Origin of the sequence: Rhodobium gokarnense, assembly GCF_025961475.1 — a bacterium.
In the GTDB taxonomy this organism is placed as follows: Bacteria; Pseudomonadota; Alphaproteobacteria; order Rhizobiales; family Rhodobiaceae; genus Rhodobium; species Rhodobium gokarnense.
The window spans coordinates 142,272-164,095 of the sequence record NZ_JAOQNS010000002.1 but is presented as its reverse complement, the minus strand read 5'-3'; the positions used below and the strand labels follow the sequence as shown (position 1 = coordinate 164,095).

15 protein-coding genes are annotated in these 21,824 nt (G+C 66.5%); 7 read left to right on the top strand and 8 right to left on the bottom strand.

Features of this window, described 5'->3' with window-relative positions; translation table 11 throughout:
* Positions 1-21: 21 nt before the first annotated feature.
* Together M2319_RS03525 and M2319_RS03520 are read left to right on the top strand one after the other, a co-directional pair.
* A complete protein-coding gene (locus tag M2319_RS03525) occupies positions 22-639 on the top strand; it encodes a hypothetical protein (RefSeq protein ID WP_264600058.1) in 618 nt (205 codons plus the stop codon).
* Between the two features lie 21 nt (positions 640-660).
* The gene (locus M2319_RS03520; protein ID WP_264600057.1) at positions 661-2,346 is read left to right on the top strand and encodes a methyl-accepting chemotaxis protein; all 1,686 of its coding nucleotides are present in this window, start codon (positions 661-663) and stop codon (positions 2,344-2,346) included.
* 80 nt (positions 2,347-2,426) lie between these two features.
* On the opposite strand, the gene M2319_RS03515 is transcribed toward M2319_RS03520, so the two are convergent.
* Positions 2,427-3,188 carry an IclR family transcriptional regulator domain-containing protein gene (locus M2319_RS03515; protein WP_264600056.1) on the bottom strand — a complete coding sequence of 254 codons (762 nt, stop codon included), beginning with the start codon at positions 3,186-3,188 and terminating at the stop codon, positions 2,427-2,429.
* Positions 3,189-3,435: 247 nt separating this feature from the next.
* Between M2319_RS03515 and M2319_RS03510 the strand changes: the two genes are divergently transcribed.
* From M2319_RS03510 to M2319_RS03490, 5 genes are all read left to right on the top strand, one after another.
* A complete protein-coding gene (locus M2319_RS03510; protein WP_264600055.1) occupies positions 3,436-4,449 on the top strand; it encodes a TRAP transporter substrate-binding protein in 1,014 nt (337 codons plus the stop codon).
* A gap of 75 nt (positions 4,450-4,524) precedes the next feature.
* Positions 4,525-5,055, top strand: coding sequence for a TRAP transporter small permease (locus M2319_RS03505; protein WP_264600054.1), 531 nt, complete (start codon positions 4,525-4,527; stop codon positions 5,053-5,055).
* Complete coding sequence (locus tag M2319_RS03500) at positions 5,055-6,353, top strand: TRAP transporter large permease (protein WP_264600053.1); 1,299 nt, start codon at positions 5,055-5,057, stop codon at positions 6,351-6,353. Before M2319_RS03505 ends, M2319_RS03500 begins: the two co-directional genes overlap by 1 nt.
* A 58-nt stretch (positions 6,354-6,411) precedes the next feature.
* Positions 6,412-7,728, top strand: coding sequence for an aromatic ring-hydroxylating dioxygenase subunit alpha (locus tag M2319_RS03495; RefSeq protein WP_264600052.1), 1,317 nt, complete (start codon positions 6,412-6,414; stop codon positions 7,726-7,728).
* 30 nt (positions 7,729-7,758) lie between these two features.
* Positions 7,759-9,219 carry a glutamine synthetase family protein gene (locus M2319_RS03490; RefSeq protein ID WP_264600051.1) on the top strand — a complete coding sequence of 487 codons (1,461 nt, stop codon included), beginning with the start codon at positions 7,759-7,761 and terminating at the stop codon, positions 9,217-9,219.
* A 1,247-nt stretch (positions 9,220-10,466) separates the two neighbouring features.
* Here the strand turns inward: M2319_RS03490 and M2319_RS03485 are convergent.
* The 7 genes from M2319_RS03485 to uraH all read right to left on the bottom strand — a co-directional run bounded on the left by M2319_RS03485 (position 10,467) and on the right by uraH (position 21,777).
* On the bottom strand, positions 10,467-11,345 hold the full coding sequence (locus tag M2319_RS03485; protein WP_264600050.1) for a transglutaminase family protein: 879 nt from the start codon (positions 11,343-11,345) through the stop codon (positions 10,467-10,469).
* A gap of 9 nt (positions 11,346-11,354) precedes the next feature.
* Positions 11,355-13,760, bottom strand: a complete 2,406-nt coding sequence (locus M2319_RS03480) for a circularly permuted type 2 ATP-grasp protein (protein WP_264600049.1) — start codon at positions 13,758-13,760, stop codon at positions 11,355-11,357.
* Positions 13,761-14,018: 258 nt separating this feature from the next.
* On the bottom strand, positions 14,019-17,375 hold the full coding sequence (locus tag M2319_RS03475) for a transglutaminase family protein (RefSeq protein WP_264600048.1): 3,357 nt from the start codon (positions 17,373-17,375) through the stop codon (positions 14,019-14,021).
* 114 nt (positions 17,376-17,489) lie between these two features.
* Positions 17,490-17,978 carry a protoglobin domain-containing protein gene (locus M2319_RS03470; RefSeq protein WP_264600047.1) on the bottom strand — a complete coding sequence of 163 codons (489 nt, stop codon included), beginning with the start codon at positions 17,976-17,978 and terminating at the stop codon, positions 17,490-17,492.
* A 329-nt stretch (positions 17,979-18,307) separates the two neighbouring features.
* Positions 18,308-19,438: a helix-turn-helix transcriptional regulator gene (locus tag M2319_RS03465; protein ID WP_264600046.1), complete on the bottom strand. Its 1,131-nt coding sequence runs from the start codon at positions 19,436-19,438 to the stop codon at positions 18,308-18,310.
* Between the two features lie 660 nt (positions 19,439-20,098).
* Positions 20,099-21,331: a urate hydroxylase PuuD gene (locus M2319_RS03460; RefSeq protein WP_264600045.1), complete on the bottom strand. Its 1,233-nt coding sequence runs from the start codon at positions 21,329-21,331 to the stop codon at positions 20,099-20,101.
* Positions 21,332-21,420: 89 nt separating this feature from the next.
* Positions 21,421-21,777: a hydroxyisourate hydrolase gene (gene uraH, locus M2319_RS03455; RefSeq protein ID WP_264600044.1), complete on the bottom strand. Its 357-nt coding sequence runs from the start codon at positions 21,775-21,777 to the stop codon at positions 21,421-21,423.
* Between the last annotated feature and the right edge of the window lie 47 nt (positions 21,778-21,824).

Sequence of the window (21,824 nt, the reverse complement as noted above, 5' to 3'; positions counted from 1 at the left end):
ACATTACCCAGGGGATGCCAAATGTCCAGCAGGCTTCTTATCGCTTTCTTCGGCGCTGCGCTGTTCGGCGCGGTTCAGGCCAATGCCGCCGAGCAAGGCCCCGCCCCCGACGCCAAGGCGCTGATCACACCGGCGATCATCGCCGACGCCAGAGCCTGGGTCGATACTGAAATCGTCCGGATGTCCGTGGAAGCCCAGAACGAGCGCTACGGAGCACTGCAGCAGGCCGAGATCGACGCCCTCGACAAGCAGTGGCGCGAGGAGCGCGAGGCGGCGGACAAGCCGCTGATCTCCGCGACCCTGTCCAACCCGCTGTCGGTTTACTTGTCGCGCATGCAGGGCCGCTCCGTCGGCCTTTACGTCGAGATCTTCGTCATGGACGACAACGGCCTCAATGTCGGCCAGTCGTCGATCACCGGCGACTTCTGGCAGGGCGACGAGGCCAAGTTCCAGAAGACCTATCCGGTCGGGCCGGACGCGGTGTTCATCGACGAGCCGGAATGGGACGACGATTTCAAGATCTGGCGCGCCCAGCTCAACTACACCCTGACTGCCGAAGACGGGAAGACGCCGATCGGTGCCGCAACCGTGGAAGTCAACCTGACGGAAGCCGCCCGCCGCCAGGCCGCCGGCAGCTAAGAAGCGCAAGAAGGCATCGACATGATCAAGAATCTTTCCGTCACCGCCAAGGGCGTTGCCGCATTCGCGCTGATCGCCGTGGTCGGTATCGTCTCCAGCATCATCGCCTACACCCAATCCGTTACCGCGGTCGACGCCGTGGAGGAAAACGCCCGCCTGAAGACCTTCATCGAGCACGTCAGCGAAACCGACGTGCTGATGACCGACCAGGTGCTCGCCGCCAAGAACTTCCTGCTCACGGGCAACCGCGAATGGGTTCAGAAGGTCGATGACGGCACCCGGAAGGTCGCCGACAGCCTCGCCGCCCTGAAAACCCTCGCCGCGACCACCGAAGACATCGAGCCCGGCCAGATCGCCGAGATCGAGACCGGCTGGCGCGCCTGGCTCGACGGCTATGCGCAAAAGCAGATCCAGCTGATGCGCGATCCGATGACCGTCGACCTGGCCAAGGCGATGGAAATCACCCAGACCGGCACCAAGGCCATCGGCGCCGTGGAAGACCGGCTTCAGGCCATTCACGACACTCTGGCGGAGCGCCAGAAGGTGCTCGCCCAGGCGCAGGAAAGCGGCCTCGGCCTCGTCAAGATGATCTCGCTTGCCAGCGCCTTCGTCATCGCCGGCTTTGCCGTCCTGCTCGGCTACCTCAACTACCGGATCATCTCCAACCCGCTGGCCAGCCTTGCCAACACCACCCAGCGCCTTGCCGACGGCGATCTGTCCGCCGAGGTCGAGCATTCGGACCGCAAGGACGAGATCGGCCGCATGGGCGACGCCCTTGGCGTGTTCCGCGGCAACCTGTTGCGCACCAAGGAGCTTGAGGAAAGGGCCGCCGAACAGGCCGCCCTTGCCGAAGCGGAGAAGCGGGCTGAGATGGAGCGGGTCGCCAAGGAGTTCGAGGAGAGCGTGATGTCGATCTCCGACGAGATCCTGCAGGCCTCCGAGCAGCTCAACGAGACCGCCTCGACCCTGTTCAATATCGCCGAGGACACATCGAGCCAGTCGATGACCGTGTCGTCGGCGGCCGAACAGGCGACCGCCAACGTGCAGACGGTGGCGAGCGCGACGGAAGAGCTCTCTGCCTCGATCAACGAGATCAACCAGCAGATCCACTCCTCCTCGCAGATCGCCGCCCAGGCCGAGGTCGAGGTCGAAAAGACCAATCACGCGGTCGCCAGCCTGCAGGATGTGGTCGTCAAGATCGGCGACGTCACGCAGCTCATCAACGATATCGCCGAGCAGACCAACCTGCTCGCCCTCAACGCCACCATCGAGGCGGCGCGGGCCGGCGAGGCGGGACGCGGCTTTGCCGTCGTCGCCTCCGAGGTCAAGGCGCTGGCCGAGCAGACCTCCAAGGCGACCGAGGAGATCGACACCCAGATCACCGAGATGCGCGCCGCCGCGGACCTGTCGATCAACGCCACCGGCGTCATCGCCGAGATGGTCAAGACGATCGCGGAACGCACCTCGAACATGGCCGCCTCGGCGGAGCAGCAGAACGCGGCCACCAGCGAGATCGCCCGCAACGTTTCCGAAGCGGCGACCGGCACCCAGCAGGTCTCCATGTCGATCGAGCAGGTGAGCGGATCGGCGACCAGGACCGGCGACCTCTCCGCCAACATGCGCACCGCCATCGGCGACCTGCACAGCCGCTCCGAGCAGCTCCGCTCGACGATGGACGGGTTCCTGAAGCGCGTGCGCGCCGCGTAAGCAAGCTCCCATCGCACCGACGAAACCGGCGGCGGCCTTTCTCGAAGGGCCGCCGTTTTCTTTTGCGCGCCGGTTGCCGGTCAGTCCGCCAGCAGAGGCTCCAGGGCATTGGCGCAGTCGGCGAGCGCGCGCCGGGCGCGCTCCACATGGGCGGGCGCGGAAAACGCCTCGCGTGGCCCGGAGATGCCGACCGCGGCAAGGACGTTGCCCGGCCGGCCGACGGGGATCGCAAGGGCGGCAACGCCGGGCTCGAACTCGTTGTCGACGAGGGCGTAGCCCTCGCGCCCCGCTGCCGCGACCGCCTCGCCGATCGCGGTACGGTCGGTAAGAGTGTCGGCCGTGACTTGCTCCGCCGGCGCCTCTGACAGCGCCGAGGCCCGCAGGTCGCCGGAGGCGAAGGCGAGCAGCGCGCGGCCGATGGCGGTCGGCAACAGGGGGATGCGGCTGCCGATGGTGAAGCCGATGCTGACCGGGCGGTCCTCCACGTCGCCATGGGCGACATAGACCGCTTCCAGTCCGTCGAGCATCGCCAGCGAGATCGCCTCGCCGAGGTGGCGCGAATGGGCCGACAGCGTCGGCTGCACGTTCTTGCCGTAGCCGCGCCCCTGCAAGAAGCCGCCGGCCAGCACCAGCACCCGCGGCGTCAGCGAGAACACCCGGCCGGACTGGCGCACATAGCCGAGATGGACGAGGGTCAGCACCAGGCGGCGGACGATCGCCCGGTCATAGCCGGTGACGCCGGCGATATCGGCGATGCTGAGATGGGTGCGGGCGGCGTCGAACGCCTTCAGCACCGCCATGCCCTTGGCAAAGGTCAGGGAAATATCCTTGTCACCGATCATTCGCTCCCTCGCATGGCTGGCCCTCCGGCTCTTTTATTATGCGCTGCCACATACGGCGGCAGCGGGCGCCCAGCTTTGAGGCAGAGGAACGTTTCAGCCCCCGAATGCCGGGCTTTTTTCAGCTACGCAAAAGTGCATACACAAGAATTGACTTAAATCAATCCACCGATAATAATTCTATTGCTCGAATATCAAAAAAACGTGCGTTTATCGCACGAAACCGATCCAGCAGAGGGGTTTCCCGACCATGATCCGGCGTCTCGCGCTCTCCGGCATTGCCTCACTTTCCCTCCTTTCCGCGGCCCAGGCCGACACCACCCTTCGTCTCGCACATTTCATGCCGGCCCAGAGCTGGCAACAGGACGACCTGTTCGTTGCCTGGGCCAAAGCCGTCAAAGAGGCCTCCGGCGGCGCGGTCAAGACCACCGTGTTCCCGGCCCAGACCCTCGGCAAGGCGCCGGCCGGCTACGACAACGCCAAGACCGGCATCGCCGACATCGCCTGGACCGTCCAGGGCTACACCGCCGGGCGCTTCCCGCTCAGCCAGATCGTCGAACTGCCGGGCCTGTTCCAGACCGCCGAGGTCGGCTCCTGCGCCTTCCAGAAGCTCTATGATTCCGGTGCGCTCGACGAGGAGTATAAGGACACCCACGTCCTTTACGTGCACACCCATGCGCCCGGACAGCTCCACATGCGCGACACCCCGGTGAAGACGCTTGCCGACCTGAAGGGCAAGAAGCTGCGCCGGCCGACGACCGTCATCGGCACGCTCCTTTCCGAACTCGGCGCCGAGCCGGTCGGCCTGCCGGCCCCGCGCATCTACGAGAATGTCGAACGCGGCGTCATCGACGGCTACATGATCACCTGGGAATCCGTCATCGCGTTCCGGCTCGCCGAACTCACCAAGTACCACACCGATTTCGGCTTCTATTCCCTGGCCTTCGTCACCACCATGAACAAGGCGAAATACGAAGCCTTGTCGCCGGAGGCAAAGAAGGCGATCGACGACAACAGCGGCATGAAGTGGTCGCTGGTCGCCGGGCGCGGCTACGACACGGCCGACGCGGAAGCGCTGGTGGAGCTGAAGAAGACCTCGGAAATCTACGACATCCCGGCGGCGGAGCGTCCCGAATGGGAGGCCGCCGCCAAGCGCGCCACCGAGATCTACCTGACCGAGCTGGACTCCAAGGGCCTTCCCGGCACCGCGACCTATGAAAAGGTCAAGGAGTACGTCGCCGCCTGCAAGGCGGAGCTGAACTAAGAGGTCGCTCGCACCGTCCCGGCGAGCATTTGCCGGGGCGGCCCGTCCCGCTTGCCCCGTGAAGGCTCGTCGCCGATGTCCGGTTCCCCGCCCGCCCTTCGCCTCGTTGCGGCCGTCCCGCGCGCGGCTGTGAAGATCACCGAACTGATCGCCTTTGCGGCGGTGCTGGGGCTCTTTTTCGTCGTTGCCTTCAACGTCGTCGGGCGGGCCGTCTTCGACCTCACCGACGGCGCGGTCAACCCGATGATCCCCGGCGCCATCGAGCTTGCCAGCTACACGCTGCTGATCGCCGTCTTTGCCGCCTTCCCGGTGTCCCTGAAGCACGGCATGGTGCGGGTCGACGTCCTCGTCGGCCGCTTTCCCCCCGTCGTGCGCCGCACCCTTAACCGGTTCTGGTCGCTGACCACGCTTGCCGTGGCCATCGCGCTCGTCCGTCTCTTCTATGACGAGATCGGCACCACCTACGCCCGCGGCGACATCACCCAGGTGCTGCGCCTGCCGCTGTGGCCGGTCTATGTCGTGCTCACCGCCGAATGCGCGGTGCTGGCGCTCGCCGCCCTTGCCGAACTCGTTTCCCCGAGCAATATCGACGGGGACCTTGCCTGATGGATATGCAGACCACAGGCATCTTGTCGATCCTCGCCCTGTTCGCCGTCGTCCTCCTCGGCTGCCCGGTCGGGCTTGCCATGATCGTCGTCGGCTTCGGCGGCTTTGCCGCCATGATCGGCGTCGACCCGGCGCTCTCGGTCCTCAAGACCGCCGCCTACGAGACCGCGTCCTCCTATTCCTTCACCCTGGTGCCGCTGTTCATCCTGATGGGCAACCTCGTCTCGCAATCGGGCATGGCCGGCGATCTCTTCCGCGCTTCCGAGCGGCTGACCCGCGGCTGGTCGGGCGGGCTCGGCGCGGCCGGCATTACCGCTAGCGCGGTGTTTTCCACCGTCTCCGGCTCCTCGCTCGCCACCGCTTCGACGATGACGCGCGTCGCCTATCCGGAAATGGTCAAGAGGGGCTACGACGCGCGCCTCGCTGCCGGCTCGCTCGCCGCCGGCGGCACGCTCGGCATCATGATCCCGCCGTCGATCGCGCTCCTTCTCTACGCCCTCATCACCGAGCAGTCGGTCGGCGAGATGTTCCTTGCCGGCATCCTGCCCGGCATCCTTGCTTATTCGCTCTACGTCGTCACCGTCATGCTGCTCGCCCGGCTGTGGCCGGCCCGGGACCGCAGCGCACCGGAGACCGCCAACGCCGATACGGTGCTCGATGCCGCAAAGCGCTTCCTGCCGGCCTTCGGCCTCTTCGGCCTCGTCATGGGCGGGCTCTATGGCGGCTTCTTCACGCCGACGGAGGCGGGCGGCGCCGGCGCGCTGTTCGCGCTCATCTACGCGCTGTTTCGCGGCCTGACCTGGAAGCAGTTCCGCGAGGCGGTCTATGCGACGGTCTACACGACGGCGACGATCTTCTTCATCCTGATCGGCGCGGAGGTCCTCGGCTTCGTCATCTCCACCTCGCAGCTCTCCTTCGCCATGGTCGATTTCATGCAAGGAAACGGGCTGTCGCCCTGGCAGATCCTCGGCGCGATCCTCCTCTTCTACATCGTCCTCGGCTGTTTCATGGAAAGCCTGGCGATGATCCTGCTGACCGTGCCGATCTTCTTTCCGGTGATCGTTGCGGCCGGGTTCGATCCGGTCTGGTTCGGCATCATCGCCGTCGTCACCGTGGAACTCGGCCTCATCTCGCCGCCGGTCGGCATGAACCTCTTCATGGTCAAGAGCGCGGCGCCGGAACTCAACATCAAGACGATCATGGCCGGCGTCCTGCCCTTCGTCGTCACCGACCTGGTGCGGCTCGCCATTCTCGTCGCCTTTCCCGCCATCGCGCTGTTCCTTCCGGGGCGGCTGTGATGGCATCCTTTCAGCAACCGTCGCTGCAGACGACAGAGCACCCGAGGAGACCCATGCCATGATGAGCCAGGAACAGAACGACCAGTTGACCCGCGTCGGTCCCGGCGCGCCGGCCGGCGATGTGCTGCGCCGCTACTGGCAGCCGGCCGCGCTGTCCGACGAACTGGTCGCCGAGCGCCCCGTCGTGCCGGTCAAACTCCTCGGCGAGGATCTGGTGCTGTTTCGCGACAATTCCGGCAAGCTCGGCCTCATCGACCGGTTCTGCCCGCACCGCGGCGTCGACCTGTGCTTCGGGCGGCGCGAGGACGACGGCCTCCGCTGCCCCTTCCACGGCTGGCATTTCGACCGCACCGGCCAGTGTGTGGAGCAGCCCGGCGAGCCGGAAAAGAGCCAGATGCACACCCAGATCAAGGTGACGTCCTATCCGGTCGAGGAGAAGAACGGCATCGTCTTTGCCTATATGGGCCCCGGCGATCCGCCGCCCTTCCCGGCCCTTGACTGCTTTGCCGCGCCGGACAGCCACGTCTTTGCCTTCAAGGGGCTGTGGGAGTGCAACTGGCTGCAGGCGTTAGAGGTTGGCATCGACCCGGCGCACGCCTCGTTCCTGCACCGCTTCCTGCAGGACGAGGACCCGAACGAGGGCTACGGCAAGCAGTTCCGCGACCGCGCCGCCGACACCGATATCCCGATGACCCAGCTCCTGCGCGACTATCCGCGGCCGGAGATCAAGGTGGAGGAGACCGATTACGGCCTCAGGCTGATCGCGCTCCGGCACATGCCGGACGGGCGCAGCCATGTGCGCGTCACCAATCAGGTGTTCCCGGAGGCGATCTGCATCCCGATGTCGAACGAGATGACGATCACCCAGTGGCACGTGCCGATCGATGACGAGACCTGCTACTGGTACTCCATGTTCGTCAGCTTCGGGAAGCCGGTGAACAAGACCCTGATGCGCGAACAGCGCCTCAAGGAGCACCGGTTGCCGGACTACGCGCCGGTCCGCAACAAGCGCAACAATTACGGCTACGATCCGGACGAACAGCGCGACCTCACCTATACGGGCATGGGCCTCGACATCAACGTCCACGACCAGTGGGCGGTGGAATCCATGGGGCCGATCCAGGACCGCACCCGCGAGCATCTCGGCCGCACGGATGTCGGCATCTCGCGCTACCGGCGGCTGATGCGCGCCGCCATCGCCAAGGTGGCCGAAGGCTCCACCGAAGGCCTGCCGATGCTGGGCGAGGGCGATCTTGCCGAGGTCAAGGGCCCGGTCGCCATCGATGCGATCGGCCCGAGCGACGACTGGGACAGCCTCTGGCGCGACAGCGACGCCGCCCGCCGCACCGCCTGCTCCTGGGACGCAGCGCTGTGAGCGCCCGTTCCTGACGTAAAGGACCGAACGATGGCCGATATCGCTTCTGACATTGCCGCCGGGTTCCTCGCCGAGCACGGCCACATGACGCCGGAGGACGCGCGGCTGGCCGCCGACGTCATCGAGCGCCTCCAGGCCGATGGCATCGAGACCGTGCGGTTCTCCTTCGCCGACCAGCACGGCGTCCTGCGCGGCAAGACGATGGTCGCGGGAGCGGTGGCCTCCGCCTTCAAGAACGGCATCACCGCGCCCTCCACCCTGCTCCTGAAGGACACCTCGCACCGAACCGTGTTTCCGGTCTGGGGCACGGACGCCGGCTTCGGCACCGGCGCGCTGGTCGGTGCCGGGGACATCCTCCTCGTCCCCGATCCGGCCACTTACCGGGTGCTGCCGTTCTCGCCGCACTCGGCCTCGATCCTCTGCGATGTCGTCCAGAAGGACGGCAGCGCGATCCCGTTTTCCGCCCGCACCGTGCTGAAGACGGCGCTCGACAAGCTGACGGAGCGCGGCCTGCAACTCACCGTTGGCCTTGAGGTCGAGTTCCATATCTTCCGCATCGAGGAGACACGGCTCGCCCATGGCGATGCGGGCATGCCGGGCCTGCCGCCGGAGACCAGCCTGCTCGCCCACGGCTACCAGCTCCTGACGGAAGGCGTCTACGACATGCTGGAAGGGCTGATGGACGAGCTGCGGCGCGGCTGCGAGACCCTCGGCCTGCCGATCCGGTCCATGGAGGCCGAGTTCGGGCCGAGCCAGCTTGAATTCACCTTCGATCCGGATCACCCCATGGCCCATGCCGACGCGATGATGCTGTTCCGGTCGATGACCAAGCAGTACTGCCGCCAGCGGGGCCTGCACGGCACCTTCATGTGCCGGCCGAAGGTCGACAACGGGGCGGCGAGCGGCTGGCACCTGCACCAGTCCGTGCAGGACCTCGCGACCGGCGACAACCTCTTCATGCCGGCCGCCGACGGCACCATCAGCCCGACCGCTTCGGCCTGGATCGCCGGGCTTCTGGAGCACGCCGCGGAGTGCTGCCTCCTGACCACGCCGACGGTCAACGGCTATAAGCGCTACCAGCCCTACCAGTTGGCGCCGGACCGCATCCAGTGGGGTCACGACAACAAGGGGGCGATGATCCGCGCCCTCTTCAGCCCGCACGACCGGGCGAGCCGGATCGAGAACCGGGTCGCCGAACCGGCTGCCAACCCCTACTACTATTTCGCCTCGCAGATCCTTGCCGGCCTCGACGGCCTTGCGCGCGGGCTGGAAGCCCCCGCACCGGTCGAGACGCCCTATGACAGCGGCGCGCCGGAACTGCCCAAGAGCCTGATCTCGGCCGTCGAGGCCTTCGAGGCGGGCACGCTCTTTGCCGGCGCCATCGGCCCGGAGTTCGTCGCCTACCTCTCGCGCATCAAGCGGGCGGAGTGGGACCGTTATCTGACCACGGTCTCCGAGTGGGAGCAGCGGGAGTATTTCACTTTGTTCTGACCGGCCCCTCCGGAACCGGTCGCGTTCAGACGCCACGCAGGCTTTACGACGCAAAGGCGCCGGCGCGCGCTTGCGCTTGCCGGTTTTCGTTGGTTCGCACCAACGAGAACCGGAGGGAGTTCTCCTTCCAGCGGCCTACCCAGCCACAGCCGCGACTTTGGCGCTTTCGAAGGTTGTCGCGTCCCCTCCCCCGTCATCCCGGCCGGAGCGAAGCGGAGAGCCGGGACCCATTGTCCGTCTCCACGCAGTAGCCCCTATCGGGTCTTGTCGCGGCGTCGGCATCGAGCAACCGCCTCAGCCCGACAACACCGGGCATACCGTGTGGACAGGGGCAATAGGCCCCGGCTCGGGGGCCGGGGTGACGACTGAGGATGTGGCAGGCGGGAGTGGGACGTCCTGACTGACCATTGTCTTTTCTCGGCGTCATCGCGAGGAGGCCGTCAGGCCGACGCGGCGATCCAGAGCGGCGCCGGCAGCATGCCTCCGAGTAGCCGCACCCTCTCCCGTCATCCCGGCCGGAGCGCAGCGGAGAGCCGGGACCCATTTTCCGTCTCCACGCAGTAGCCCCTATCGAGTCTTGCCGCGGCGTCGGCATCGAGCAACCGCCTCAGCCCGACAACACCGGGCATGCCGTGTGGACAGGGACAATAGGCCCCGGCTCGGGGGCCGGGGTGACGGCGGAGGTTGTGGCAGGCGGGAGTGGGTCGTCTTGACTGACCATTGTCTTTTCTCGGCGTCATCGCGAGGAGGCCGTCAGGCCGACGCGGCGATCCAGAGCGGCGCCGGCAGCATGCCTCCGAGTAGCCGCACCCTCTCCCGTCATCCCGGCCGGAGCGAAGCGGAGAGCCGGGACCCATTGCCCGTGTCGACGTGGTATGCCGTCGCGGTTCTTGTCGCGGCATCAGCCGCGGGCAACCTCCTCGTTCCCACAACGGACGGCATACCGTATAGACAGGGGCAATAGGCCCCGGCTCGGGGGCCGGGGTGACGGTCGAGGGTGTGGCAGGCGGGAGCGATCCATTCGCCGGATAGGGAGGCGCTCCAAAAAACCTCAGTCAACCCCGCCACGCCGCTCTGGATTGCTTCGCTGCGCTCGCAATGACGGTTTTCTCAATAATTTCAACGTCATTGCGAGGGTCCGAAGGACGGGGAGCGGCGCGCGACGCGAGCCTGGAAAGGCCGACGCGGCAATCCATGCAGCGTTTCAGAACGATCGGACAGGCCGAAGCGGGTTAGGCACGCCGCCCTCACCCCTGCGGGATCACGTCCACCGCCTGCTTGGTGGTCTGGGTGCCGGAGCTGCGGGAGACGCCCTTGACCGGGGCGACGTCGAAATAGTCGCGGCCGCGGGCGATGACGATGTGGTCCTGGCCGACCATCATGGCGTTGGTCGGATCGTACTCGATCCAGCCGGTCTCGATGCCGCACCAGGCGCGGACCCAGGCGTGCATGGCGTCCGCGCCTTCCAGCCGCGGCTGGCCCGGCGGCGGCTCGGTGCGCAGAAAGCCGCTGACATAGCCGGCCGGAATGCCGAGGCCGCGAAGCCCCGCGATCATGATGTGCGTGAAGTCCTGGCAGACCCCGTGCCGGTTGTCGAAGGCCTCGCGCGGCGGCGTCTCCACCGTCGTTGCCTCCGGGTCGAAGCGGATGTCGCGGTTCAGCGCCAGGCCGAAGGTCCTGACGATGTCGAAGACCGTCATGCCGTCCGATATCTGCTCGCGGGCATAGGCGGTGATGTCGTCGTCGATCGGCACCCGCTTGGAGGCGCCGAGGAAATGGGTCGGCGCGTCGGGCCCCAGCGAATGGACCCCGGCGATCTCCCGGGAAAGGCCGGCAAGCGGAGGCGTGATGTCCAGTTCCGCGCCGCGGGCAAAACGCTCGACCCGCCCCTGGACGAGGAAGGACTCCTCCGAATGGGGCGAGCGATAGGCGATCTCGGCGACCTGGTTGCCGAAGAAATCCGTGCGGCTGATCCATTCGTCCGGCGGCGGCTGGATGTCGATGGAGCCGGCGATCAGGCGCTGCTCGCCGTCGAGGCCGGCGGGCATCAGGTGGAGGATGTGCCGGGCGGCGACCGCCGGGTCCTCGTATTCGTAGGTGATCTGAAGGCGGATATCGAAAAGCACGGGCGCCGCCTATCTCAGATACGCTTCGAAAAGCCGGTCGGAGATCTCCGCGATGGCGCTCCAGGTGGCATAGAGCGCCGTCGTGTCCAAGGTCTCCGGGCTCTCGACCATGAGATCGGTCTCGGCGCGCAGCACCGCCTTGACCAGTTCGGAGGGCTGGCCGTTGACACTGGCGCCGGGCAGGGCATCGACATGGTCATGGATGTCGGACAGCTGGTAGAGCACGGAGCGCGGGTTCCTGTCGTCGAGGGCGAGAAGATCGACGACGGTCGGCCGGCTGGTCGCGACGGAGTAGCGGCGGCGGTGGGACATGACGCTGTCGCCGATCTCAACGGCAAGGTCGAGGCCGCCGACCGGGCTTTCCGGATCGGCAAAGACGGCAAGGGCCGAGGTCGTCGCCAGCGCCCGCTCCAGGGCGCGGCCGATGCGCAGGAAGCGCCAGCCGGAGACCCGGTACATGTTTTCGTGGACGAGGCCGGAAAAGCCGGTGATCTTGCGCAACAGGACGCCCATGGCGGCGGCGCAGTCGGTGCCCGGCCGGACCCTGCGGCGCATGCCATTGACCTCGCGGCGCAATTCGGAAAGCGCCGTCCAGCCGTCGATCGAGAAGCGGTCGCGGATCTGGCTGGCGCTCGTCACCGCGGCATCGACGGCACTGCACAGGCCCTCCGGCAGGCATTCCTCCGGCTCCACGCCGAAGCCGGCAAGGTGCTCGCCGAGGGCGATCAGAAGCGGATCGGAGGCCGGGTCCTCGGCCTCGGCAAGGCGGGCGTGGTAGGCGCGGGTCAGCCGGAACAGGCCCTCTGAACGCTCGATGTAGCGGCCGAGCCAGTAGAGGTTGTCGGCGGCGCGGCTCGGCAGCATGGGCGGGCGCCGGCGGCGGAACGGCGTCTCGGGCTGCGTCAGCGTCACGGAGTGGTCGACGGGACCGTCGGCGGCGATCCAGACGTCGGCGGCCGAGCCGCCCTTCTGCATGGCGATTGCCGCCGGATCATCGCTGTGGCCGATGCGGGCAAAGCCGCCGGGCATGACGGTCCAGCCGTTCGGCGTGCGGGCGAGGAAGACGCGCAGGCTCATCGGCCGCGGCAGCAGCTCGCCGTCGACATAGGCCGGCGTCGTCGACAGCGTCACGACCTCCTGGCCGACGACGGCGCCGGGATCGCCGTCGATCCATTTCAACAGCGCCTCGGGATCGCGGTCCGGACCGGGCCGGCGGCCGCGCCGGGTGCGCGACGGCTCGAAGGGCAGCCGGGTCGACAGGGCGTCGTCGACCAGCATGCCGTCGAGATTGGCCTTGACGTGGTCGCGCTCCGCCTCCTGGCCGCACCACCAGGTGGCGACGTTCGGAAGCTGCAGGGATTCGCCGCGCAGCGCCTTGCAGACGCGCGGCAGAAAGGCGAGAAGGGCGCGGGTCTCCAGCACGCCGCTGCCGAGCGCGTTGACCATCGTCAGGTTGCCGGAGCGGATGGCGCCGATGAGGCCGGCGGTGCCGAGGCGCGAGCCCTCGTTCAGTTCCAGCGGGTCGACCCATTCCGCATCGACCCGGCGCCACAGCACGCTGAGCGGCCTGAGCCCCGAGATGGTGCGGACCATGACGCGGCCGTTCTCGACGGTGAGGTCCTCGCCCTGCAGCAGCCAGAGGCCGAGATAGCGGGCGATATAGGCGTGCTCGTAATAGGTGTCGTTGTGGGGTCCCGGCGTCAGGATGCTGGCGCGGCCCTCGTCGTCGCCGCGCAGCGCGGTCAGCGCGTCGCGGAACTCGCGGAAGAAGCCGGCGAGGCGGTGGACATGGGCCCTGGCGAGGAAATCGGAAAAGGCGCGGGTGGTGGCGACGCGGTTTTCCAGCGCGAAGCCGGCGCCGGAGGGCGCCTGGGTGCGGTCGCCGAGCACCCACCAGGTGCCGTCCGGGCCGCGGCCGATCTCAAAGGCGATGAAATGCAGGAAATGGCCGGAGCGCGGGGCGACGCCGACCAACGGGCGCAGCCATTCCGGGCTGCGGGCGATCAGCGAGGCCGGCAGATAGCCGTCGCGGACCAGCCGGTTGGGGCCGTAAAGGTCGGCGACAAGCGCCTCGAGCAGGTCGGCGCGCTGGCTCAACCCTTCAGCGATTTGCGTCCAGTCGTCCTGGTTGATGATGACGGGGACATGGCTGAGCGGCCAGTCGCGCTCCGCCGCACCCTCCTCGCCGTACTGGCGGAAGAACACGCCGGCATCACGCAGATACTGGTCGGCATTGCCGAACTGGCGGGTGATATCCTCCGGGGCAAGGCCGGCGAGATAGTTGACGAAGGGGTTCCAGACAGGACGGATATTACCCGAGGCGTCGAGCAGCTCATCGGCGCTTCCGGTCGGCGGGCGATAGTTTTTCAGAAGCGCGTCGAGCATGTCCGTCTCGGCTGCAGTCTCGGTCGTCATGTCCGTCGGTCCGACCTGTTGAATACCGTTTCATCGCGGCGATCCCGGCACCTTGTCACAACAGGACACGGGCCGGAACGCATCCGTCGCCAATTCTATCGCGGTTAAGTGCCGGAAAGATTGCAGACCGCTTTTTTCGGAAAACGAGCCTAGACGAATTAAGTCTACAATCAACAAGATCGCGCCGCGGTTCCCTTGCTTGCGGCATTATGGGTGATTTTGTTCACAGAATAGCATCGCCGCCCCGAAGGGGCGCCGTCACAGCCCCGGCGGACGGCGCAGGTCGAGCGTCATCGGGAATTCCTTGTGCGGTGTCTCCGGCGGCGGCTCGTAGAGCCCCGGCGTGTGGCCATGGGCCTCGAAGCGGGCAAGCCGGCGGGCGTCGGCCTCGTAGCCGTTGACCGGGAAGGTGTCGTAGCTGCGCCCGCCCGGATGGGCGACGTGGTAGACGCAGCCGCCGAGCGCCCGGCCGGACCAGTTGTCGAAGATGTCGAAGGTGAGCGGCGCATCGACCGGCAGCGCCGGGTGCATCGCCATCGCCGGCTGCCAGGCCTTGAAGCGCACCGCGCCGACGGCAACGCCCCCCGTGCCGGTCTTGTTCAATGGAACGCGGCGGCGGTTGCAGGTGACGACGTAGCGATCCGGGTCGGTGGTCGTCAGCTTGACCTGCAGGCGCTCCACGGAGCTGTCCGTATAGCGCACGGTGCCGCCGATGGCGCCGGTCTCGCCGAGCACATGCCAGGGCTCCAGGGCCTGGCGGATTTCCATCTCCACGCCCTCATAGGTGACGGCGCCGCAGAACGGGAAGCGGAACTCGGCCTGGGCCTCGAACCATTCGGGCCTCAATTCGAAGCCGTGGCCGGCGAGGTCCTTCAGCACATCGAGGAAATCGTCCCAGACGAAATGGGGCAGCATGAAGCGGTCGTGCAGGACCGTGCCCCAGCGGGTCAGGTCGCCGCCGACCGGGGCCTGCCAGAAGCGGGCGATGAGGGCGCGCAGGAGCACCTGCTGGGCAAGGCTCATGCGCGGGTGCGGCGGCATCTCGAAACCGCGGAATTCGACAAGGCCGAGGCGGCCGGTGGGGCCGTCCGGCGAATAGAGCTTGTCGATGCAGATCTCGGCCCGGTGGGTGTTGCCGGTGACATCGATCAGGATGTTGCGAAGGAGCCGGTCGAGCAGCCAGGGCGCCGGCGGCGTTCCCGCGCCCGGATGGGGGATCTGGGAGAGCGCGATCTCCAGCTCGTAGAGGCTGTCGTGGCGGGCCTCGTCGATGCGCGGCGCCTGGCTGGTCGGGCCGATGAAGAGGCCGGAGAAGAGGTAGGAGAGGCTCGGGTGGCGCTGCCAGTGGAGAATGATGCTCCGCAAAAGGTCCGGCCGCCGCAGGAACGGGCTGTCCATCGGCGTCGCGCCGCCGACCACTACATGGTTGCCGCCGCCGGTGCCGGTGTGGCGGCCGTCGATCATGAACTTGTCGGCGCCGAGGCGGGTGAGGCGCGCCTCCTCGTAGATCGTCTCGGTGGTAAGGACGCAGTCCTTCCAGTTCGTCGCCGGGTGGATGTTGACCTCGATGACGCCCGGATCGGGGGCGACGCGGATGACGTTCATGCGCGGATCGCCCGGCGGGGCGTAGCCTTCGATGTGGATCGGCAAGCCCATTTCGGCGGCGGTCGCCTCGGCGGCGGCGACGAGTTCCAGATAGTCCTCCACCGATTCCACCGGCGGCATGAACACGCAGAGCCGGCCGTCGCGCGGCTCGACGCTGAGGGCGGTCCGCACCGGGTGCTCGTTGTCGCCGCCGGCGACCTGCTCGACCCGCTCCTGGCCAGGCTCCACCGCGGTAAAGCTCGCCGCCGGCTGCGGCCGGTCGCCCTTCGCTTCCGGCTCTTCCGCCGCGGCCTCTTCCATCGCCGCGGCGAAATCCGGCAGCGGGCCGCGCGGCACGCTCGGATCGGCGACGAAGGTGTAGGGGTACTGGGATTCGGAGACGTGCGGCAGAGCTTCCAGCGGCAGGCGGAAGCCGACCGGACTGTCTCCGGGGATGAGGAAGATGTGGCCGCGGCGCAGCTTCCAGCGCTCGGACCGCCAGCGCGGGCCGGAGGCGCGGCTCTGCCAGCGCTGCACCGGCAGGATGTAGCCGGCCGGCTCGTTGAGCCCGCGCGAGAAGACGCGGGCGATGCGGTTGCGCTCCTCCGCGTCCTTCAGCTTGGAATTTTCCGGAGTGACGTTCTCCGGCAGCCTGCCTTCCTTCAGCACCCACTCGGCCGGGTCCTCATAGGCCGGCACGACGAGGTCGGCCTCGACGCCGATGCGATCGGCCATGCCTTCCAGCAGGGTCTTGGCCTCGTCGGGACCAGCGCCGGTGTCGGCGCCCTCCTTGGCGATGAGGCCGGCATCGGCCCAGATCGGCTTGCCGTCGCGGCGCCAGTAGAGCGAGAACGTCCAGCGCGGCAGGCTTTCGCCCGGATACCACTTGCCCTGGCCGTAATGCAGGAAGCCGCCGGGGGCGAAGCGGTCGCGCAGGCGCCGGATCAGCGTGTCGGCGAGGTCGCGCTTCATCGGGCCGACCGCATGGGTGTTCCATTCGTCGGATTCGAAGTCGTCGATGGAGACGAAGGTCGGCTCGCCGCCCATGGTGAGACGCACGTCGCCCTCCTCAAGGGCGGCGTCGACCTTGTCGCCGAGAGCATTCAGCGCCGACCAGGCCTCGTCGGAGAACGGCTTGGTGATGCGCGGGTGCTCGGCCGTGCGCATTACCTCCATGTGGAAGTCGAAGTCGACCTCGGCATAGCTGGCGGAGCCGGAGATCGGCGCGGCATTGCGGTAGTGGGGCGTGGCGGCGAGCGGGATGTGGCTTTCGCCGGTCAGCAGCCCCGAGGTGGGGTCGAGGCCGATCCAGCCGGCGCCGGGGATATAGACTTCGCACCAGGCATGGAGGTCGGTGAAGTCGTGATCGGTGCCCGGCGGGCCGTCGAGGGAGACGATGTCCGGCTTCAACTGGATCAGATAGCCGGAGACGAAGCGGGCGGCAAAGCCCAGATGGCGCAGCGCCTGGACCATCAGCCAGCCGGAATCGCGGCACGAGCCGGACGCGCGGGTCAGCGTTTCCTCGGGCGTCTGCACGCCTGGCTCCATGCGGATGATGTAGCCGACCTCGCCGGAGACGCGCGCGTTGAGGGCGACGATGAAATCGACGGTGCGGACCTTTTCCCGCGGCACCGTGTCGAGGAAGGCCTGCAGCCTGGGGCCGGCCGGCTCCGGCGTGCGGTAGATGGCGAGGTCGTCCTTGAGGTCCTCCGGATAGGCGAAGGGCCAGTGCTCGGCGCTGTCGTCGACGAAGAAGTCGAACGGATTGTAGACCGTCATGTCGGCGACCAGGTCGACCTCGATCTTCAATTCCGTCACCGGCTCGGGAAAGACGAAGCGCGACAGCCAGTTGCCGTAGGGGTCCTGCTGGTGATTGACGAAGTGATCCGGCGGGCTGACCTTCAGCGCATGGGAAATCACCCTGGTGCGGCTGTGCGGTGCGGGCCTGAGACGGATGACCTGTGGGCTGAGGCTGACGGGACGGTCGTAGCGGTAATGGGTCAGGTGGCGGATGGCGGCCTGGATCGACAAGTCGTGGAAACTCCCGGATCGAACGCGTGCGGTGTCACCGGAAGGTTCCACAATTCCCTGCGACGCACCAACGCTTTTTCCGGCCGGCCGTCGTTCCGGGCCGCAATCGGCGGCTCAGTCGAGCAGGTGGGCGCTGTAGGCCGACAGGGTCATCTGCGAGTCGACCGCGATATGCCGGTTCAGCGTGGCGACCAGGGCGGCGATCCTGCGGCCGTCGCCCTCGAAGGCCATGGCGATCACCTTGACGATCTCGTTGGCGATCGTCGTGTAGACGACGCTGTACCAGCGCAGATCGACGCCGCTGAGGTTCTGGGCAACGCCCGTGCGGCGGATGTCCGCGGCATAGGCCTCGTCCATCGTGCCGGTGAAAAGGCGCCGCCAGTGGTCGACCTGCCAGAGGAAGAAATCGACGGTCTGGTCCTTGTCCATGCCGGCCGTGTCGTTCTGCGTGATGCGGCTGAAACAGACATCGAGAACGGCGTCCATGCGGTGCTCAAGGAGGTGCCAGATCGCCCGGCCGTTGGCCGCGTCCTCCCGTTCCAGACGGATGAACGCGCTCGGCTCGACGACCCGGTGAGCGGTCTCTTGCAGATGTGACGTCATGGTGGCCCCTTCCTCTCGGCTCCGCCGCCGCCGGTTGCCGCCCGCCCCATGGGGCCGCCACCGACATGTCGTGACGCGAGCCTTGCCCGTCCGATGCAGCCATTGCCGGCATCGTCAATGCTCCAACGGCGGCTGCTGTCCCAGCCTCCAATACTACGTATGAACAAAAGGTAACATTGCCAGAAAAATTGAAAAGAGAACGCCTTTTATTTCGGGCCCTCTGTTCAAAATCCCTTCATCCCAAGCAATCATATAAGTATAATCACGCAGAACTCGCCCAGTGATAGAGTCATCACTATGCGCACAACGTCCCTCTACTGAACGAGCGATCAGTAGCGGTAGAAGAGCATCGAGGAGACGGCGCGCACGAGCTGGGTCTGGTTGCGGGTCCGGGTCTTTTGCAGGATGTTCTGCATGTGCCAGCGGACCGTGCCGATGGAAATGTCGTGGCGCTCGGCGTGCTCCTCCAGGAAATAGCCTTTCAGCAGCGATTCCAGCACCTTCTTTTCCGTCGCCGTGAGCCGGAAATGGGCGGCGAAGCGCTCCGTCGCCGTCGGGCTGTAGTTCATGGAGCTGTGCAGGTAGACGATGACGGCGTCCTCGGTGCAGAACTCGAAGGCCGGCTGCTGCGGCAGGGGGTGGATGTAGACGCCGACGAAGATGTCGTCCTTGGCCGTGCGAAACAGGATCTGGTCCTTCTGCAGCGTCTCGCCGCGCCGGCGGCTCTGGAAGGCGATGTAGAGCTTGCGTTCCAGTTCCTGCTGGACGGCGACATCGGCGATGCGGAGCCGACGGTTCTCGACGCTGATGCACTGGTGGCTCTTCAGGATTTCGTCGAAGGCCTTGTTGGTCCGGGCGATCTCGCCCTCCAGGGAGAGGAAGGCGATGCCCGCGACGTAGCTTTCCACGACCGCGTCGAGGACCGGGACCGCCGGCCGCCCGCAAGCGGCGGCATGGGAGGTCCGGAACGCCCGGCCGAGATGCGGCGCAAGGACCTCCAAAGCCGCGATTTCGGCGGCGGTGGCGTGGCCCTTTTCGGCGGCCCGATGAAAGCCGAGATAGATCTGGGTGCCGTTCGAAAGCGGCATGATCGAGGTGCCGAGGATATGGCGGCTGTTGTAGCGGGCGGCCCAGGCATCGAACTCGCTGCTCGCCAGCTCGTGGCGTTCCATCACCATGCGGTCGTAGAATATCTGCTGATCGGGATTCTGCTTCAGGTACCGGCTGACGGGGTTGATATACTTGTAGTACTGGTCGTATTCGCGCCAGTGGTCATCGTTTCCGAGGGTCTCGTAATATTTCCGGAAAGCCGATGGCTCGGTCCCGCAGCCGACAATGGCGATCCAGTCGAAATTCAGGTGCCCCCTGATGGCATCCAGCGTCTCGGGCCAACGGGCCCGGTCGGTCGCACAAAGATAGATCAGATCGATGAGGTCGCTGCATTCGGAGGTGCCGGTCATGGTTCTCGTTCTTTTTCTTAGTCGGTCAACTGACGCAGGGCCGCCCGCGATTCTATGCCCTCCTCCGCTGCCGGGCTCGTGATAGCGGCCAGATGGATGCCTGACGGAAAGGTCGGCGGTTCCGACGATGCGGACGCCCCTGCATGGTGTCGATCGCGCCCTGCGCCCCGCTTGCGGCGCAGACCGTCTCCCTCTTTTTCGTTGCCGGAGCGCCACACCGGTCATCCGTTCCCGCTGCCGGCGATGCCGACAACTCCCCGAAGGCGGGAAACAGACCTTTCACACTCCGGACAACTTCCGTTGTCGTTTTCGCCGCCGTCGTAAAGCCCGGCGACGTACCCGCCTCCCCCGAAAGCGGGCCCTCCCTGGTGCGCTAATATATGTGGAATATCTGAGGCTTGTCCCTGCAAAACTGCAGGCGTCTCATGGGTTGCAGGGCCACTATGTGGACGTCCCGCGGGGTCACTGAAAAGATGCCTCTCAGTGTTTTCTATATTTGTTTTCGGGGTTTAGCTGAATAACTGCATACAATTTCTACACGAGATTTGGCGCTGATCTCAATACCTGCGCGAGACCCCTTGTGAAGTTCTGTCGCATTTCCGCAACGTGCTTCCGTCGCCAATGCGATGCGCAATGCCCTTGCCGGGCGCCGTGCCGGGCTCAGGAGCCGGCGATCGCCGCCTCGTACCAGGTCCGGATCAGCGCCCGTTCGGCCGGTTCCACGAAGGTGACGTTGGCGGGCGGCATGGCGTGACTGCGTCCGGCCTGGAGGTAGATCTCGCGGGCATGCCGTGCGATCTCTGCTTCCGTCTCCAGCCGCACCCCCTTGGGCGCGGCGACGATGCCCTCCCAGTAGGGCTCGGCCGAGTGGCACATGGTGCAGCGGCCGGCAACGACATTGGCGACGTCTTCGAAGCCGGCGACCCGGACGAAGCGTTCTTCGTGGGGCGTCAGGGCCGCCTCCTCGCCGTCACCCGGCGCGCCGGGTCCCGCCGTCGACAGCCACGCGATCGCGGCAAAGAGGGCTGCCGTCACCGCCCAGGTCCACCAGGGATTTCCCTTGCCGGCGTGGTGGGTGTTGAAGAAATGGCGGATGGTGACGCCCATCAGGAACACCAGCGAGGCGATGACCCAGTTGTACTCGGTCGCGAAGGCGAGCGGGTAGTGATTGGAGAGCATCAGGAAGAGGACCGGCAGCGTCAGGTAGTTGTTGTGGGTGGAGCGCTGCTTGGCGTTCTTGCCGAGCATCGGGTCCGGCGTCGCCCCGGCCTTGAGGGCGGCGACGACCTTTGCCTGGTTCGGGATGATGACGAAGAAGACGTTCGCCGACATCGCCGTGCCGGTGATGAGGCCGAGATGCAAGAGCGCGGCGCGGCCGGTGAACAGGTGCGTGAAGAGGTAGGCAAGCACCACGAGGGCGACATAGAGGACGACCATCAGCAAGGTGTCGTTCTTGCCGAGCGGCGACTTGCAGGCGAGGTCGTAGATCACCCAGCCGACGCCGATGGTGGCGAGCGAAATGAGGATGCCGCCCCAGGCCGGCACGTCGAGGACGGCCGGGTCGACCAGATAGAGATCGGCGCCGGCGTAGTAGACGACGCACAGGAGCGCGAAGCCGGAGAGCCAGGTCGTGTAGCTCTCCCATTTGAACCAGATCAGGTGGTCCGGCATGTGGTCCGGCGCGACCATGTATTTCTGGATGTGATAGAAGCCGCCGCCATGGACCTGCCACTCCTCGCCGTGGACACCGTGGGGCAGGCCCGGCCGCTGGCGCAGGCCCAGATCGAGGGCGATGAAATAGAAGGACGAGCCGATCCAGGCGATGCCGGCAATCACGTGCAGCCAGCGGACGGCGAAGGACATCCAGTCCCAGTAAAGTGCGAATTCGTACAAAGCCCGTCACCCCTTCTGCCGTCGGCGCTCAGATTGCCGGCGCTATCCGTCGAAAAACCTAGCAAGAAACGCGCCGGCCATTTGGGATTTTAGCTGCCGCGATAGGTCGAGTAGCCGAAGGGCGAGGCCAGCAGCGGCACGTGGTAGTGCGCGGCCTCATCTTCAATGCCGAAACGGATCGGCACCACGTCGAGGAAGGGCTGCTTGAGGTCGACGCCTTTGCCGGCGAAATAGGCACCGATGGCGAATTCCAGTTCATAGGTTCCGCATTGCAGGGCGCCCGGTGGGATCAGCGCGGCATCCGTGCGGCCGTCGTCGTTCGTCGTCGTGCGCGCCAGTTCCGTGCGCGTCTCCCCCTCAAGGCGATAGAGCACGATGCCGACGCCGGCCGCAGGAACACCATTGGCCGTGTCGAGAATGTGTGTGGTGAGATAGCCGTCCGCCATTTTTTGCTCCCCCTGCCCTGTCCGACCCGCTCAGATAAGCTTTTCCA